Origin of the sequence: Methanobrevibacter sp. UBA212 (assembly GCF_905233225.1) — an archaeon.
Lineage (GTDB): Archaea > Methanobacteriota > Methanobacteria > Methanobacteriales > Methanobacteriaceae > Methanocatella.
This window is the reverse complement of record NZ_CAJODJ010000020.1, coordinates 19,701-36,696: the sequence shown is the minus strand read 5'-3', so window position 1 is coordinate 36,696 and position 16,996 is coordinate 19,701. Positions and strand designations below refer to the sequence as shown.

General features: G+C 41.1%; 14 protein-coding genes. 11 read left to right on the top strand and 3 right to left on the bottom strand.

Annotated elements, in window-relative coordinates; all coding sequences use genetic code 11:
* The 6 genes from QZ138_RS06885 to QZ138_RS06860 form a co-directional block, all read left to right on the top strand.
* Nucleotides 1-1,046: Ig-like domain-containing protein (locus QZ138_RS06885; protein WP_292887854.1), on the top strand; the 1,046-nt coding region annotated here is incomplete at its 5' end.
* Between the two features lie 65 nt (nt 1,047-1,111).
* On the top strand, nt 1,112-3,265 hold the full coding sequence (locus tag QZ138_RS06880; RefSeq protein ID WP_292887851.1) for an Ig-like domain-containing protein: 2,154 nt from the start codon (nt 1,112-1,114) through the stop codon (nt 3,263-3,265).
* A 308-nt stretch (nt 3,266-3,573) separates the two neighbouring features.
* Entirely contained in the window at nt 3,574-4,272 is a 699-nt protein-coding gene (locus tag QZ138_RS06875; RefSeq protein ID WP_292600646.1) for a TIGR00297 family protein, read from the top strand.
* Between the two features lie 72 nt (nt 4,273-4,344).
* Nucleotides 4,345-5,583: a 2,3-bisphosphoglycerate-independent phosphoglycerate mutase gene (locus QZ138_RS06870; protein ID WP_292887849.1), complete on the top strand. Its 1,239-nt coding sequence runs from the start codon at nt 4,345-4,347 to the stop codon at nt 5,581-5,583.
* 8 nt (nt 5,584-5,591) lie between these two features.
* Nucleotides 5,592-6,929 (top strand): phosphoglucosamine mutase, encoded by a 1,338-nt coding sequence (gene glmM, locus QZ138_RS06865; RefSeq protein ID WP_292887847.1) that lies wholly within the window; start codon nt 5,592-5,594, stop codon nt 6,927-6,929.
* Nucleotides 6,930-6,985: 56 nt separating this feature from the next.
* The gene (locus QZ138_RS06860) at nt 6,986-9,871 is read left to right on the top strand and encodes a hypothetical protein (protein ID WP_292887844.1); all 2,886 of its coding nucleotides are present in this window, start codon (nt 6,986-6,988) and stop codon (nt 9,869-9,871) included.
* A gap of 67 nt (nt 9,872-9,938) precedes the next feature.
* On the opposite strand, the gene QZ138_RS06855 is transcribed toward QZ138_RS06860, so the two are convergent.
* The gene (locus QZ138_RS06855) at nt 9,939-10,214 is read right to left on the bottom strand and encodes a hypothetical protein (protein WP_292887842.1); all 276 of its coding nucleotides are present in this window, start codon (nt 10,212-10,214) and stop codon (nt 9,939-9,941) included.
* A gap of 131 nt (nt 10,215-10,345) precedes the next feature.
* A complete protein-coding gene (locus QZ138_RS06850; RefSeq protein WP_292600652.1) occupies nt 10,346-10,513 on the bottom strand; it encodes a rubredoxin in 168 nt (55 codons plus the stop codon).
* Between the two features lie 153 nt (nt 10,514-10,666).
* Between QZ138_RS06850 and glmU the strand changes: the two genes are divergently transcribed.
* Genes glmU through QZ138_RS06825 form a run of 5 tightly spaced genes read left to right on the top strand, consistent with a single transcriptional unit; the run spans nt 10,667 to nt 15,408 of the window.
* Nucleotides 10,667-11,956, top strand: coding sequence for a bifunctional sugar-1-phosphate nucleotidylyltransferase/acetyltransferase (gene glmU / locus QZ138_RS06845; protein ID WP_292887862.1), 1,290 nt, complete (start codon nt 10,667-10,669; stop codon nt 11,954-11,956).
* A gap of 12 nt (nt 11,957-11,968) precedes the next feature.
* On the top strand, nt 11,969-12,451 hold the full coding sequence (locus QZ138_RS06840; RefSeq protein ID WP_292887839.1) for a gamma carbonic anhydrase family protein: 483 nt from the start codon (nt 11,969-11,971) through the stop codon (nt 12,449-12,451).
* Nucleotides 12,452-12,454: 3 nt separating this feature from the next.
* Nucleotides 12,455-13,555: a histidinol-phosphate transaminase gene (gene hisC, locus QZ138_RS06835; RefSeq protein WP_292600656.1), complete on the top strand. Its 1,101-nt coding sequence runs from the start codon at nt 12,455-12,457 to the stop codon at nt 13,553-13,555.
* The gene (locus QZ138_RS06830) at nt 13,555-14,259 is read left to right on the top strand and encodes an anaerobic ribonucleoside-triphosphate reductase activating protein (RefSeq protein ID WP_292887836.1); all 705 of its coding nucleotides are present in this window, start codon (nt 13,555-13,557) and stop codon (nt 14,257-14,259) included. Before hisC ends, QZ138_RS06830 begins: the two co-directional genes overlap by 1 nt.
* A gap of 12 nt (nt 14,260-14,271) precedes the next feature.
* The gene (locus QZ138_RS06825; protein WP_292887833.1) at nt 14,272-15,408 is read left to right on the top strand and encodes a tetratricopeptide repeat protein; all 1,137 of its coding nucleotides are present in this window, start codon (nt 14,272-14,274) and stop codon (nt 15,406-15,408) included.
* Between the two features lie 164 nt (nt 15,409-15,572).
* Here QZ138_RS06825 and glmM (QZ138_RS06820) read toward each other — a convergent pair whose 3' ends face one another.
* The gene (gene glmM, locus QZ138_RS06820) at nt 15,573-16,937 is read right to left on the bottom strand and encodes a phosphoglucosamine mutase (protein ID WP_292887830.1); all 1,365 of its coding nucleotides are present in this window, start codon (nt 16,935-16,937) and stop codon (nt 15,573-15,575) included.
* Nucleotides 16,938-16,996: the final 59 nt, after the last annotated feature.

Sequence of the window (16,996 nt, the reverse complement as noted above, 5' to 3'; positions counted from 1 at the left end):
TCAAATACTTTGTAAACCTTACAGGTGGCGCAGGTCAACTCAGTGTCACTGGATTAACAAACGGTACTCATGATGTTAAAGTGACTTACCTTGAAAACGACAAGTATCTCTCAAGTGTCAACGACACCGCTAAGATAGTTGTGTCCAAAGTTGCATCTGAAGTCACAGTCAAATTCGACAATATCACTGCCGGTGAAATTGCAGTACTGAATATTACCGTGACTGATGGTGCTACAGGCAACGTGACCGTAAAAGTCGGTGATGAAACATACACTGTCGGTCTTGTTTCAGGCAAAGCTCAATTGCTTGTTCCTAACTTGAAAGTTGGCGAATATGACATTACCGCAACATATAATGGTGATACTAAGTATGTATCTGATGTTGCAACCGCTAAACTTAACGTCGGCAAGGCTAAACTCAGCCCTGATGATGTTGTTGTAGAAGACTTAGGCAACGGCACTGTCAAAGTGACCGTTCCTGAAAACGCTACAGGTAATGTGACCGTAAAAGTCGGTGACAACACTTACGTTGTAAACATTACCAACGGAACAGCATACATCAATCTTGGAAATGAAACTCCTGGAGCTCATGAAGTATCTGTAATCTACTCCGGTGACGGCAACTACTCTAACATTACAGTTACCAAAGTTGTTACAATTCCTAAGAATCCAACTCCAATAATCATTGAAGTTAATAATACTGTTGTTGGAAACGTTACAAGAATTGTAGTGACTGTTCCTGAAAACGTTACAGACATTGTGACTATCGAAATTGATGGTAAGAAATACAACAAGACCGCTGTTGACGGAAAAGCCGTATTTGAAATTGAAGGATTGACTGCTGGTGTAAAAACAGTTGTTGCAACCTATGCTGGTGATGACTCATATCTCTCTAACGGCACTACAGAACAGTTCAATGTGACTAAACGTGCTTCAAACGTAAATGTAACTGGTGATGAAATTAAAGTCGGAGAAGATGCGATTATTAAGATTACCGGTCCTTCAGGATACGATGGAATTGCACTTGTTGATTCAAATACTTTGTAAACCTTACAGGTGGCGCAGGTCAACTCAGTGTCACTGGATTAACAAACGGTACTCATGATGTTAAAGTGACTTACCTTGAAAACGGCATGTATCTCTCAAGCAATAATAACTCTGCTAAAGTGATAGTCACTAAAGTTGCTGGTGCTGATGTCGATGTAACTGTTGGAAACATTACTGAAGGCGAACCTGCAATAGTTAAAGTGACTGTTCCTGAAGATGCCACTGGTAATGTGACTGTTAAAATAGGAAATATCACTAAGACTTATCCTGTATCTGGCGGTGAAAACGAAATCCCAATATTCGATGTTCCTAAAGGTGAGCACAATGTGACCGTAACATACAACGGTGATGATAAATACGATCCTGTTACTGTTACCGATAAGATTAATGTTGCTCCTCAACCTCCTAAGGAAGGAGTCAATATTGATGAATTAGGAAACGGAACCATAATTGTAGCCGTTCCTGACAATGCTACCGGAAACGTAACTGTTCAAATCGGAAACAATACATACATTGCACCTGTTGAAAACGGCACTGCAAGAATCGATCTTGTTGGTGAACTTCCTGGAACCTACAACGCTACAGTGACATTCATCAATCAGGACGGATTGAACGTGACAACTACCAAGTTAATACACGTTCCTAAATATGCAACTCCAATGTCCATTGAAGTCAGAGACGCTAAAGTCGGAGATGTCGTCAATGTTGTTGTGAAAGTCGACGGAAATGTTACAGGCGATATAACCATTGAAATAAACGGCGCAAACTACACCGCTAAGATAGATGGCGGAAAAGCAACATTCAATGTTGAAAACTTGAATGCCGGAAATAAAACTATTATCGCAACATACGCAGGTAACGACTACTATGAATTCAATTCAACTACTGAACAGTTCAAAGTATTCAAAAACAATGCTTCAATGTCTGTTTCAGCTGAAGTAAATGGTGCTGAAGTAACAATTACCGTATCTGACTTGCCAAGCGATGCAACCGGATATGTGATTGTCACTGTGGACGGTACCGAATACGGTATTAACATAACTAAAACCAAATCAGTAACATTTACAGTTTCACAGTCAGGCACATTTGACGCGAATGCGACCTACCTGGGCGATGACAAGTACCTCTCTAATGCTTCATCAACTTCATTCGAAGCACAAAAAATTGATGGTGACGTAAGCATTGATGTAGGAAACACTGTTGTAGGCAATGATGTGATTGTTAAAGTGACAGTTCCTGAAGATGCAAAAGGTAATGTGACCGTCAAAATAGGAAATACAACTAAAGTTGTAGATGTGACTGGTGGAGAAAACACCATTGCAATTCCTGGCGTAGGCGAAGGCACACACGATGTAGAGGTAGTCTACAGCGGAGACGACAAGTACGATTCAAAAACAGTAACCAAGACAATTACTGTATTCAAGTCAATCAACAATGATGAACAAATGAGCAGAGGTTGGGACAGCCCATACGACTATCAGGCTGAATTCCTTGACAAGGAAGGCAACGTGCTCAAGAACACTGATGTGCAATTCATTGTTGACGGAAAAACCTACACTGTCAAAACAGATGATCAGGGTATTGGATACTTGACTAACTCACACTTGTCTGTCGGAACCCATGACATAACTGTTGTCAACCCAGTGACCGGCGAGCAAAGAACTGCAAAAGTCACAATCGTAAAACGTCTACTTGAAAACAAGGACATTACAATGGACTTTATGGACGGAACATACTATGTAGTATTGGCTATTGGTGATGACGGTAAACCTGTTGGTGAAGGAGAGTTTGTTGATGTCATGGCAAATAACATCCACTATTCCGTAAGGACCAACAAGGACGGATATGCAAGACTCAAAATCAACTTGAATCCGAAAACATACACAGTCACTGCAGAATACAAAAACACTAAGGTCAGCAATAAACTTGTAGTAAAACAAACCCTTAAATTAGTCAAAAAGACTGTCAAAGTCAAAAAAGGTAAAAAATTAGTCCTTAAGGCCAAACTCAAATGGTCTAACGGCAAACCTATCAAGGGCAAGAAGATTGTCTTCAAGTTCAAAGGCAAAAAATACAATGCTAAGACTAATTCAAAAGGTATTGCTAAAGTAACCATTAAGAAGAAAGTTACCAAAAAGCTCAAGAAAGGTAAAAAATACACCTACACTGCAAGTTACTACAAAAACACCGTAAAAGGTAAAGTGAAAGTGAAAAAATAGTTGATCAAAATTTGAATATGGAAGTTTAACCGCTTCCATTTTTATTACTTTTTTTAGAAATTTATTGATTTTTACAGATTCATATAGATTACCTGATTTTATTTTCGTAATTACTGCTATCGACTAATCTTTGCTTGAAATTACAGTCAAGATTTTTCATACTTATGAGTTTTATTTTAATTTAATTAATCGAATTTTCATTTATTTTGATAGTTTTTTTGGACTGATTTATTGAATGGATTTCTGATAAAAAATCTATTTATATTATTTAGAACATAACATTATTAAATAAAGAAATTGTGATAATTATGGTTGAGGCAGTAATGATAAATTGGGTTTACGTACTCCTTTTATTTATTTTGGGATTCATTACGTATTACAGGAAATCACTTGATCTGTTCGGATCAGCAGTCATGATTATAATGGGCATTGTAATCATCTTCTCTGCGGGAGTGAATTGGCTGCTTCTGATTGTGCTGTTCCTTGTGATGTCACTTCTTGCCACAAAGTATTCAAAGAAATACAAGAGGTCCCTTGGCCAGTTTGAAGGAAGAAGAACATCCAAAAACGTTATCTCAAACGGTGTTGTTGCCTGTTTCATGGCTGCATTCGGAGGATATTACCTGCCGTTTGTGGGAGGTTTCATCGGCGCAATTGCAACAGCGACAGCCGATACCTTAGGCTCTGAAATAGGGGTGCTTGATCCTCATCCAAGGCTGATTACCACTTTTCAGAGTGTGGACCCAGGTACCAATGGTGCCGTTTCAGTTCTGGGAACTGTTGTCGGTATTGTCGGCGCAGCCATAATCGGTATAGTTGCATGGCTTCTCGGAATCGTTCCAAGCCCTCTGTCTGCAATTGCTGTTTCAGTAATATCAGGTTTTGTCGGCTGCTTTACAGACAGTATTTTAGGAGCCCTATTTGAGAATAGGGGAATGATAACAAACGAGCATGTTAATCTGATGGCCACAATTGTCGGTGCAATCGTTGGAATTTTACTCATCTAACTTTTTTTTAAACAAATTATTTAACTATTGAATGCTAATATTATTATTGAATATATTATTAGGTGATATTTAATGAAAGGTATTGTATTAATTATGGATGGTATGGGGGACCGTCCAATTAAGGAATTAGGAAATAAGACTCCTCTTGAAGCAGCAAACACTCCAAACATGGATAGGATGGCTGCAGAAGGAATTACTGGTATTATGGATTCAATCGCTCCAGGAATCATTCCTGGAAGTGACACCGCACACCTGTCAATATTGGGCTACGACCCTTATGAGGTATACACCGGAAGGGGTCCCTTTGAAGCCAACGGAGTGGGTGTGGAAGTTCTTCCCGGCGACATTGCATTCAGGTGCAATTTCTCAACAGCCGATGAGGATTTGATTGTTACCGACAGGCGTGCCGGAAGAATCAAGGAAGGGACCAAGGAAATTGTAGATGTCCTTAACACAATGGTTCTGGACGATTATCCTGATGTAAAAATCATATTTAAGGAATCAACCGGCCACAGGGCAGTGCTGGTGCTTAGAGGCGAAGGGCTTTCCGATAAGGTAAGCGATGCCGACCCTAAAGTCGAAGGAAACAAACCTAAAGAAGTAAAGGCATTGGATGACACACCAGAAGCTGCAAAGACTGCAGACATCTTGAACAAGCTGGTTGTAAAGACTTATGAGATGGTCAAGGACCATCCGGTAAACCTAAAAAGAATTGAAGAGGGCGAACCTCCTGCAAACATAGTCATCCCTCGTGGTGCAGGGGAAGTGCCTGTTGTGGAATCACTGAATGAGAAATACGAAGTGAATTCAGCATGCATTGCCGAAACAGGTTTGATTATGGGAATCGGAAGATTTGCAGGAATGGACATCATTGAAATGGAGGATGTCACCGGCGGAATCGATACAAACCTTGACAATATACGTGACACAATCATAGACCAGGTCAAAAACTCAGACCATGACTTCTTTTTGATAAACATCGACGGAGCGGATGAGGCAGGTCACGACGGCCAGACCAAGGAGAAAAAGGAATTCATCGAAAAGGTGGACCAGGTGGTCATGAGCGAACTCATCAAGCTTGAAGACGTTTACATTTACCTGACAGCTGACCATTCAACCCCAATATCAGTCATGAATCACTCCGGAGATCCTGTGCCTGTTGTTATAAGAGGTCCTGAAGTGAGAACTGATGATGTGACTCAATTTTCCGAAAGGGCATGTGCAAAAGGAGGATTGAACAGAATCAGAGGCTCAGACGTAATGAACATCATGATGGACTTAATGAATTATGCCCATAAATTCGGTGCATAGGTGAGAAAATGGCGGCGGAGAAACTGTTCGGAACATCAGGAATCAGAGGTCTCATCGGCTCGGAGGTAACCTGTGAACTGGCCTTGAATGTTGGAAAGTCATTGGCATATTATCTGGGCAATAAGGGTACAGTCGTAATCGGATATGATACCCGTACAACAAACCAGATGCTTGACCAGGCAATATGTGCAGGACTTTTGGAAAGCGGAGTTGATGTCGTTAAGATAGGAATGGTTCCGACTCCATTGGTTGGTTATGCTACCGAAAAACTCGACGCCGATGCAGGAATTATGCTCACCGCATCCCACAACCCGTCACAATATAACGGAATAAAGCTTTGGAATAAAAACGGAATGGCATACACCCAAGCTCAGGAACGCAAGATTGAAGAGATATATGCCAACAGGGATTACATTTCAGTAAGCTGGGAAAACGTCGGCAAGTTGAGCGTGAATGAAGAAATCAAGGGCAGGTACATTGATGATCTGGTGGACATGGTTGACATCAAAAAAGGCCTGAAGGTTGTGGTTGACTGCGCATCCGGAGCCGGAAGCGAAATATCACCTTTAGTATTTAGAAAGGCAGGATGTGAAGTGACAACCCTGAACTCACAGCCGGACGGTTTTTTCCCGGGACGAAACCCTGAGCCAAATGCCGAAAACCTGCAGACCCTGATGAAAACCGTCGTTGCCATTGGGGCAGATCTTGGAATAGCTCATGACGGCGATGCCGACAGGATGATAACAGTCGATGAAAAGGGCAACATTTCCCCATTTGATTCACTTCTGGCACTGATATCCAAGGAATTCGAAGGGGATATCGTAACCACCGTTGATGCGGGACTGTGCATGGACGAATCCGTTAAGGGTGAAGTATTGAGGACTCCGGTTGGAGATGTCAATGTGGCGGAAGTCATAATTGAAAGGGATGCTGCATTCGGAGGGGAGCCTTCAGGAACATGGCTGCACCCGGACTTCTGCATGTGTCCGGATGGAATCCTTTCAGGATTGAGGATGGCTGAAATCGTTTCAAGGGACGGAAAGCTCTCAGAATTGCTTGCCCAAATTCCGCAGTATCCTAATACCCGTGAAAAGATTACCTGCTCAAAAGAGGCAAAAGTCAAGGTAATGGAAAATATGCAAGATCTCCTCAGGGACGCTTTTGATGATATAGTTGACGTGAACTCCCTTGACGGCGTGAGGCTGACATTTTCCGATGACAGCTGGGTGCTTGTAAGGCCGTCAGGAACCGAGGACTATATCAGAATAACTCTCGAATCCCGTGACAGCAAAAGGGCTGAAGAGATAAGGGATATCTGTGTGAAAATAATTAACGAAAACCTATAAGATAAAATTCAATAAATGGAAATGCGCCATTTTAAAAATTTTTAGGAGAAGGTGATATGAGCAACAGGGGATGGAGCATATTTGCACTTATTCTCATTGTCGCCATTTTTTCCATTTCGGCAGTTGGTGCCGCAAGCGATCTTGCCATGGATAATGTAAGTGCAGACGATGGTCAGGAACTTTTTTTAGAGGAAAACCTTAATGAAAATGTTTCAGTAAGTACAGATGATGATGAGCTGAATGGTGGCAGTGATAATGATGAGATTCTTGAAACTGATAATAATCATTTTTATAAGGACTTGTCCAATTTAATCAATGATGGTGGCGATATAGTCTATATACATAAGGATTATAACTATGGTGGTTCATATCCTGCGCAGGATATTGGCGGTTTTTCCATTACTCATTCAGTGACCATTTACGGTAATGGACATACGATAGATGCAAAGGCAAGTGAGGATGAACATGCGACATTTTGCTGGATAGGTGCCAGCAATGTCACAATTTATGATCTAACTTTTAAAAATGGTAAGGCCGACAGTGGATATTGTATTTCGGGTTCTGGCACTTTCATTAACTGTCACTTCAAGAACAATAAAGGTGGTGTGATGAGTGGATGCACTGCCATAAATTGCACTTTTGATGGAAATGATGGATTCAAGGGTGGTGCAGTTGATAATGGGGTGGCAATAAACTGCACATTCCACAACAATTATGCATGGGAGGGAGGAGCGGTCTCTAACTCTTTGGCTATGGGCTGCGAATTCAAAAAGAACCATGCGAGGTATGACGGGGGCGCGATGTATAACAGCATTGCAATCAACTGTGAGTTCTGCGAAAGCCATGCAAACGACAATGGTGGCGCAATGTATAATTGCAATGCAACAGGCTGCAATTTTACCGAAAACACTGCATCCAATGGTGGCGCGATTTATTTGGGTTATGCGGTAAACAGCACATTTAATAAAAATAAGGCTGATGACGATGGTGGTGCAATATGGGAATGCAATGCGTTGAATTGCAACTTCACTGAAAACTCTGCATTTCAAGGCGGTGCCATCTATTCAGGCGTTGCATTAAACTGCAACTTCACCAAAAACTCCGTTACAGGTGAAAATTGTTGTGGCGGTGCATTGTATGATTGCAATGCAACAGGTTGCATATTCACTGAAAATGCTGCTATAGATGTTAACAACGCATGTGGTGGGGCAGCTTATAACTGCAATGTAACAAACTGCACTTTCATAGCCAATAGGGTATCAGATGATTTTGAACAAGGAGGACAGTGTTATGGTGGTGCAATATGGGGCAGCAATGCAGTGGGCTGCATATTCAAAAACAATTGGGCAGACGATAGTGGCGGTGCAATGAATGGGGGCACTGCTTCAAACTGCACATTCACTGACAATAAGGCAGGTTCAATCGGTGGAGCGTTATGTGAGTGCAATGCAATGGGCTGTAATTTCACAAATAACTATGCTCAGACACTCGGGGGTGCAATGTTTGGAGGCAGTGCAATAAACTGTTCATTCACTTCAGATGGTTCTTATAGGGGTGGTGCAATCTATCAGGGCAATGCAACAGGCTGCATCTTTTCAAATAATCATGCAGTCGTTGGAGGAGCAATGAATGGGTGTATAGCTAGGGACTGCATATTCAACAACAATATTGCCGAAAATACATCCTTGTATCCTGGAGAAGGATGTGGCGGTGCAATGTATAACTGCAGTGCAGCTACTTGCATCTTCAAGCAGAACACTGCAGTTGAGGGTGGTGCCATATACTACGGAACCGCACTGCTTTGCTGCTTTGAAGATAACGATTGCGTTAAAACAACATTCGTTCCAGCTAATTTTATTGTTGATGACTTCAATTCCGTATTTGATTCCAATGAAAGGTTGCTGTTCAATTTAACAGCGGATGGGATGAATTACAATGGTTTCAACACCACAATCAGTGTTTATCAAAACGAAACATTGGTTGGCACATATTATGCTTTAAGCAGTGAAGGGTGGATTGTTAATTTAGATGCCGGCAATTATACTGCTATTTTAAGCATCGATAAATATATGGGAGTTAACAATGCCACCGTTTCAGTTAATATAGTTCCATACACAACCAAAATCATATCAGAAAAGGTTTTTGCCACATATGGCAGTGATGATGTTTTCATTATTAATCTAAGCTATGGCGACGGCAAACCTTTGGTGGGTGTTGATGTAGCTGTTGATTTGAATGGCGTGAAAAGTTATACATCCGATGACAGCGGCCGGATAAAGATATCTGTAGAAGGTTTGGCAGCAAGATCTCATGTTGCCGATATCTGTTTTGTTGGAAACCGAAATTTTTTAGCATCAAACGCTTCGGCTACGCTAACTATCTTCAAAGAAACTGCTACCATTGATGCAAATCAAATAACAACAATTTACAATGTAAATAAGAACCTTGTGGCTACTGTAAAAGATCATAATGGAAACCCTTTAACTGGTGTTGGAGTAAGTGTTGTTCTAAATGGCATGAATGTCTACACCACTGATAAAAACGGGCAGATAAGAATTTCTCTTGGAGATTTGCTTCCTAAAACCTACAATGTTTCAATACTATTTGACGGCAATGCCAATTACACTGGGCTGGCAATAGCAAAAGTTGTGGTCAAAAAGGCAAGCCTTAAATTGACAGCCAAAAAGAAGACATTCAAAGCAAAAACAAAAGTAAAGAAATACTCAATAACATTAAAAGCAAATGGAAAACCTGTTAAGAAGGTTCAAGTGATATTGAAAATCAAAGGAAAAACATACAAGGCAAAAACCAACAAAAATGGGAAGGCAATATTTAAAATCAAAAAACTTGCAAAAAAAGGAAAATACAAAGTAAAAGTCACATTCAAAGGCGATGCCCGCTACAAGAAAGTCACCAAAAAAGTAAATATAATTATAAGATAAGGAGCAAAATCCTTATCGGATTCTATTTTTAGAAAAGGCAGGATTGCTAGTTTGCTTCTTTCGATATTCAATAGCTCATGAACTGGGATTTTTTGTGCTGTACTTGGAGTCCTCTCCGGCGAACTGTCTGAATGCCAGCTTGAAGTCTTTCGTCGGCGATTTTTTTGTCATCGGATTCCAGCATGAAAAAGGTGATGTCCTGCACGACATCATCTGGATTGGCCGGCTGTGTGTCAAAATAGATGTGTGATGATGGCTGCAGATTATGTCTGCGCGTTTCCTTAGGATATTGTTGATGTCTGAAATCCTTTCTGATTCCAGAACTATAATTGCTAAACTTCATTTGGTGTAAATGATTCTAATTATCTAAATAGATAAAAAGCCTTTTGCCATATGATGATTGCAAGTGAAAATAGATGATTATGATGATGTTTTTGGCAATTAGTGTAAAAAATAAAAGTATAGAAGAAGCGCTTATTCTTCTTCTACGATAAATGCGTCAATACCTAAAGCTGCGCATTCTGGGCAAACCCAATCTTCCGGCATGTCTGCAGGAGTTTTTCCAGCAGGAATGTTGTAAGCAGGGTCGCCTTTTTCTGTATCAAATCTGTATTCGCAATGTAAACAAACATAAACAGTCATTTTATAATCTCCTAAAATTTTTGCTATTAGCATAGCTAATATGATTTTAGTTTATTATAACTATTATTTAATAATTTTCATTTGTCTATCCAAAATTTTTTTATAAGTAAAGGAACTAAAAATATAATATTATTAGATAATTTTAAGGGGATAATAAAAGTGAAAGCAATTATTTTAAGTGCCGGTGAAGGTTCAAGAATGAGGCCATTAACACTTACAAAGCCTAAAACCATGTTGCCGGTTGCCGGAAAACCTATCATTCAATACAATATCGAATCATTGAGAGATAATGGAATCACTGACATTTTGTTGATTGTCAGGTATAAGGAAGAGATGGTTCGGGAATATTTCGGTGATGGCAGTGACTTCGGGGTAAACATATATTACCAGACCCAGGAGGACTTTTTGGGAACCGCCAATGCAATCAGCTACGGTAAGGATTTCATCAATGACAGCCTGATTGTGCTTAACGGGGACATCATTCTGGACAATGATGTCATCAACGAATTCATTCACGAATATGAAAATTTAAATCCGGATACCCTGATGCTTTTGACTGAAGTTGAGAACCCTTCCGCTTTTGGAGTGGTTGAAATTGAGGATGGAAACATCAAAAGCATTGTGGAAAAGCCTAAACTGGAAGAGGCCCCAAGCAACCTTGTAAATGCAGGTATCTACATTTTCAATAGGGACATTTTCGACAAGATTGAAAAGACAGAGATTTCCGAACGTGGAGAGTATGAGATTACCGATTCCGTTTCCCTGCAGATTGCTGACGGCAAAAAGGTGATGGGACACAAAACAGACAAGGATTGGATTGATGTCGGAAGGCCATGGGAACTGATTGAAGTCAACGAAGAATTGATCGGACAGCTCAAAACCGAAATCATGGGAAAAATCGAGGATGGTGCCCACATCCACGGGGAAATATTTTTGGATGAGGGAAGCATTATCCGGGCCGGAGTCTACATTGAGGGAAATGTCTACATTGGAAAGGACTGCGACATAGGCCCCAACTCCTATATCCGTGGAAATTCATACCTGGGAGACAATGTCCATGTGGGAAACGCCGTTGAGATTAAGAATTCCATCATTATGGAAAACACCAATGTCAGCCACTTGAGCTATGTCGGAGACTCAGTAATCGGTTCAAACTGCAATATAGCTGCCGGAACCAACATTGCAAACCTGCGTTTCGACAACCGTTCGGTTAAGACCAAAATCAAAAATCAGATGATTGACAGCGGAAGGCGTAAGTTCGGATCCATCATTGGGGATGCCGTAAAGACAGGTATCAACTCAAGCTTTTCACCGGGCGTAAAGGTGGGCCACAATTCCACCATCGGTTCAGGGGTTTTGTTGTATGATGATGTACCCTCCGATACAAGAGTGCTGGTAAAACAGAATCATATCATTCAGGATAAGAATAATAAACATAAATAATTTGGCGATATTATGGTAAATAAGAAAGAATCTGTTGTAATATGCTCAGGCGCACAGGTAATGGGCGATGTTGAATTAGGTGAAGACGTATCAATATGGTTTGGAGCTGTCGTTCGTGGAGACAGGGATTCCATAACCATTGGAAACAATTCCAACGTTCAGGACAATTGCGTAGTTCACTGTACCAAAGGTTTCCCTGTTGAAATGGGTGAAAACGTTTCAGTGGGCCACGGTGCCGTTGTGCACGGATGCAAACTTGATGACAATGTTTTAATCGGAATGAACGCCACAGTATTGAACGGTGCGCACATTTCCAAAAACTCAATTGTCGGAGCAGGAGCAGTTGTGAGTGAAGGAAAGGAATTCCCGGAAGGAAGCCTGATATTGGGCGTTCCGGCAAAGGCCGTAAAGGAAGTCACTCCAAAACAGATTGAAATGATTCAGAAGAATGCGGATAATTACGTAAAACTTTCCAAACAGTATAAGGAAGATTAAACTATGAAAGCAAGGCAAATTGTAGAAGAAATGGATTCATATGTTCCGGGAAGATCCCAGGATGAGATTGCAGCAGACTTCAACCTTAAAAAGGAGGACATCATCAAATTGGGTTCTAATGAAAATCCGTGGGGCCCGTCTCCAAAGGCCATGAAGGCGATTCAGGAGGAAATAGCATCAATCAACAGATATCCGGAATCCCAATTGCATGAACTGGTATCTGAGATTGCAGATTATTCCGGAGTCAGGGACTCCCAGGTGATAATTGGAGGTGACGGTGCCGATGAAGTCATTGACGTGCTTGCAAAGACATTCATCGACAACGGAGATGAATTCATAGTTCCATTGCCGTCATATATGTATTATGAATATCTGCTGAAGCAGTACGGTGCAAAACCCGTATATGCCAAATGGGATTTGGATGCAAATGAGCTGGACACAGAATCGATTTATGAGGCGATCACTCCCAAAACAAAGATGATTTTCCTCTGCAGTCCCAACAACCCTACAGGGACACTCATAGCAAAAGATGTGCTTGCAGATATCGCATCAAGGAATCCTGATATATTGATTGTCATAGATGAAGCTTATTTTGAATACTCAGAAGTTACAAACAAGGATCTGATCGATGAATTCGACAATATCTTTATAATACGTACCATGTCCAAGGTATTGGGCCTTGCGGGCATGAGGATAGGATATGGACTTGCATGTGAACAGATAATTGAGTACATGCACAGAATCAAGCCCGTGTTTTCCCTTACAAGATTGTCTTTCGTGGCAGCCCTCAATACCTTCAGGGACAAGGACTATATCTCAGATTCAATCGAAAAGGGAATCGAGTCAAGGCAATACCTCTATGATGAGGTCTCAAAAATCGAAGGATTGGATGTTTTCCCGTCCAAGTCAAACTTCATGCTGATTCGCGTTGAGGACACTGGATTCACAGCAAGCGAACTGGCACTTGAACTTATGAAAAAGGGAATCATCGTAAGGGATTGCACTTCATTTAAGGGTTTGGACGAATACTGGATTAGAATCAGCATTTGCACTCTTGAGGAAGATAAGAAATTTATTGAAATTTTAAAAGAGGTTTTAAACTAATGTATGTAGGCGGTAGCGTAATATCCTCTGTCGAATTCCATGGAAATATGAGCCTGGTTCTGTTCATGTCAAAATGTCCATTGGCATGCAGATACTGCCATAATGTGGAATTGTTGGAGGATAATACTGAAAAATCATTTGAGGAGATAACTCATGAAATAGATTCATCAGCTGATTTTTTAGATGCTATTGTGATTTCCGGTGGAGAACCTTTAGTTCAGACAGACGCAGTAATTGAGATATTGAAGTATGTTCGCCAAAAGGGCCTTAAGACAAAATTGGACACAAGCGGAATTTATCCGGACAAGCTTAAAGAGATTTTGGATTTGGATTTGCTGGATTATGTTTCACTTGACGTCAAAACAACATTTTCAAAATACAGAAAGATAACAGGAGCAAACATTGGTTTTCAGGTTAAAAAATCAATGGAATTGATTAACGAAGCTGGTGTTCACTTGGAGATTCGGACAACTTATGTTCCGACTTTGCACACTAAAAAGGATATTATGAATCTTGTTGATGAGATAGAGGCTGAAGTTTATACCATTCAGCAGTTCAGAAACAAAAACGTTCTCGACCCTGCCCTTGAAAAGGTGGAGGTTCCAAACCCTCATGAGCTGGCCGACCTTGCCCGTGAAATCAAGCCGTATTTCAACGGCATCGTCAAGGTCAAGTCAGGCGAATTCGGGGAACAGGTAATTTAGGAAGTGTTTAGTATGCCGATTTTGTCATTTTCAAGTAATGATATTGATGTAATCACAGGTAAAAAGACCCGCACCATACGCAAGGCATGGAAGACACCGCTAAAGGTTGGAGACAGATTATATTGCTATTGGAATCTGGTTTCAAAGGAAAAGATGAAGATTTTTGAAGCTTTTGTAACGGGCATTGAAACCGTTCCTTTTTCTGAAATCCGAGACAACGATGAGCTTGCCGTCGAGGAGGGATTTAAGGACTCCAAGGACATGCTTAAGGAATTCAAGAAAATGTATGGCGGCAGGATTGACCCGAATGATGAATTTCAGATAATCTATTTTGAAAAAATCGACATCGACGAATGGAGAGGGGACAAGATTGATGAGAAGGCCATGATTACAAAAAGGGCCGACATTCTATTTGACAGCGGAAAGTTCGACAAGTCAACAATGTGCTATGAGGCTGCCCTCAGGCTGGATCCTCATGATGTGTATCTTCTAAACAAGCAGGGAGACAACCTCTCAAGGCTTGGAAAGTTCATTGAAGCCATCGAGTGTTATGACAAGGCTTTGGAATATGAGCCTGCCAACATTTATATCCTCAACAACAAGGCTATTGCGCTTTTGAATTCCGGCAATATCAATGAGGCATTGAAAGTGAGCAACATCGCCTATAACTATCGTCCAAGCAGTCCTATTGTTCTGTATTGGAGAGGATTCATTCTGGAGATGCTTGGAAGGTATGACGATGCATTAAGGGTCTATGACAAGCTGATTGTCATTGACGGCGAAAACCCTGAGGTCTGGAATTCCCGCGGAAACCTTTTGAGCGATATGGGAATGCTTGAAGAGGCCATCGAGTCTTTTGACAAGGCGGTTGAAGTGTGTCTGGACGATTCTGAGGTCGATGCGGCCGCAATCAACAGGATGGGAAATGCATATATCGATTTGGGCAAATTCGATGAGGCACTGGAATGTTTCAACAGGGCAATTGAGCTTGAAAAGAACAATATCGACTTTCTGCTCAATAAAGGTGTGGTTCTGATGGAATTGGGCAAATTTGAAGAGGCAGTTGACAGTTTCAACAAGGTTCTGCTCAGAAGTCCTGACAATGAAGATGCGTTTTTCCTCAAAGAGGAATGTTTGGAATACTTTTAGATATCTACATGTAGATTATCGCTTTTCAATTTCTATTTTTTTACAAACAAGTTTATTATATTAAAGACAGCTATCACTAAATTAAAGTTATCATCAAAAACTAGTATTTAATTAATCGTAATTTTCATTAAAATAAAAAGAAAAATTGGGTGAGAAATGGTTAATTATTTTTTGTATTTTTTGATTAAACCAAGTCCCCACTCTGTCATCTCATCAGCTTTTGTTTGTGAGTCTGACTCTGAAAAGCATCTGAAAATAGGTTCGGTTCCGGAAGGTCTGATAATTACCCAGCCGTCCTCTTTCAGGATTTTGACTCCGTCAGTCAGGTCAAGCTTGAAGTCAGTGGTTGTTTGAATCTCTTCAGCGATGCTTGCCATGACGAATTCCTTTTCATCGTCCGGACATTCGATTTTTGTTTTGCTTGCGTAATAAACCGGAAGCTCTGCCACAAGTTCGGACAACGGCTTTTTCTCTTTTGCAACGATTTCAAGTATTTTGGCAACGGTCATCACTGCATCCCTTCCATAGACAAAATCAGGGAAAATCAAACCGCCGTTTTCCTCTCCACCGAACAGTCCGTTTTCATCCTTGAGCTTACGTGCAACAAGCAGGTCTCCAACGGCAGTAGCTATCACTTCACCGTTATATTCTTCGGCAACGTCGTAAATTGCCTGGGATGTTGCAACGGTGGTGACGATGGTTCCTCCATTGTTTTCCTTAAGCATCTGCTTTTCAACGAGAGTGAATGTCTTGTCTCCCAAAACGAAGCTTCCGTTCTCATCGATGCAGATGGTCCTGTCGGCGTCTCCGTCATGTGCAAGGCCGATATCTGCATTGAGTTCCTTCACGACATGAATCAGTTCCTGCAGGTTTTCCTCAATAGGCTCAGGGTTACGTCCCGGGAAAAATCCGTCAGGCTGTGAGTTAAGGGTTGTCACGTCGCAGCCTAATTTTCTGATTAAGTATGGTGCTGTAAAGCATCCCGCACCGGATCCGCAGTCCACAACAACCTTCAGGTTGGCTTTGCGGATGGCTTCCACGTCCACCTTGGAAACGGCTTCATCAACATATTCGTCGATTACCTTGTCATTCTGGTAAAGTTCGCCGATTTCATGGAACTCTACACGGTCAGGTTCGGCATCGAAGTACAGCCTTTCAATCTCAATGTCCATTTCGTCAGGTATTCCGATACCGTCTTCGTCCAGGAATTTGAGACCGTTGTATTGTGGAGGGTTATGTGAAGCGGTTATCATCACTCCTCCGTCATAGTACTTGCGGACTGCATACTGAACACCTGGAGTAGGCAGGATTCCCAAGTCCACCACGTCACATCCGCTTGACAAAAGGCCGGCAGTTACTGCCTGCTTTAACATCAAAGTGGAGGTTCTGGTGTCTCCACCCACAGCAACGGTTCCTTTGACTAATGTGCCGTAACAGGCTGCAAGCCTTGATGCGAATTCAGGAGTAAGAACATCATTTGCGGTTCTTCTAACTCCAAAAGTTCCGAATAATCTTTTCTTATCAGACATATTTTAAATTCCTTTTAATTTATTCTATAATATTTTTGATATTCAATAAATAAAAAGAT

Coding starts and splice junctions, on each gene's coding strand:
- QZ138_RS06855 (WP_292887842.1), bottom strand. CDS start 10,214: ATGAAGTTTAGCAATTATAGTTCTGGAATCAGAAAGGATTTCAGACAT.
- QZ138_RS06850 (WP_292600652.1), bottom strand. CDS start 10,513: ATGACTGTTTATGTTTGTTTACATTGCGAATACAGATTTGATACAGAA.
- glmM (WP_292887847.1), top strand. CDS start 5,592: ATGGCGGCGGAGAAACTGTTCGGAACATCAGGAATCAGAGGTCTCATC.
- QZ138_RS06875 (WP_292600646.1), top strand. CDS start 3,574: ATGGTTGAGGCAGTAATGATAAATTGGGTTTACGTACTCCTTTTATTT.
- QZ138_RS06860 (WP_292887844.1), top strand. CDS start 6,986: ATGAGCAACAGGGGATGGAGCATATTTGCACTTATTCTCATTGTCGCC.
- QZ138_RS06840 (WP_292887839.1), top strand. CDS start 11,969: ATGGTAAATAAGAAAGAATCTGTTGTAATATGCTCAGGCGCACAGGTA.
- hisC (WP_292600656.1), top strand. CDS start 12,455: ATGAAAGCAAGGCAAATTGTAGAAGAAATGGATTCATATGTTCCGGGA.
- glmM (WP_292887830.1), bottom strand. CDS start 16,937: ATGTCTGATAAGAAAAGATTATTCGGAACTTTTGGAGTTAGAAGAACC.
- QZ138_RS06825 (WP_292887833.1), top strand. CDS start 14,272: ATGCCGATTTTGTCATTTTCAAGTAATGATATTGATGTAATCACAGGT.
- QZ138_RS06830 (WP_292887836.1), top strand. CDS start 13,555: ATGTATGTAGGCGGTAGCGTAATATCCTCTGTCGAATTCCATGGAAAT.
- QZ138_RS06870 (WP_292887849.1), top strand. CDS start 4,345: ATGAAAGGTATTGTATTAATTATGGATGGTATGGGGGACCGTCCAATT.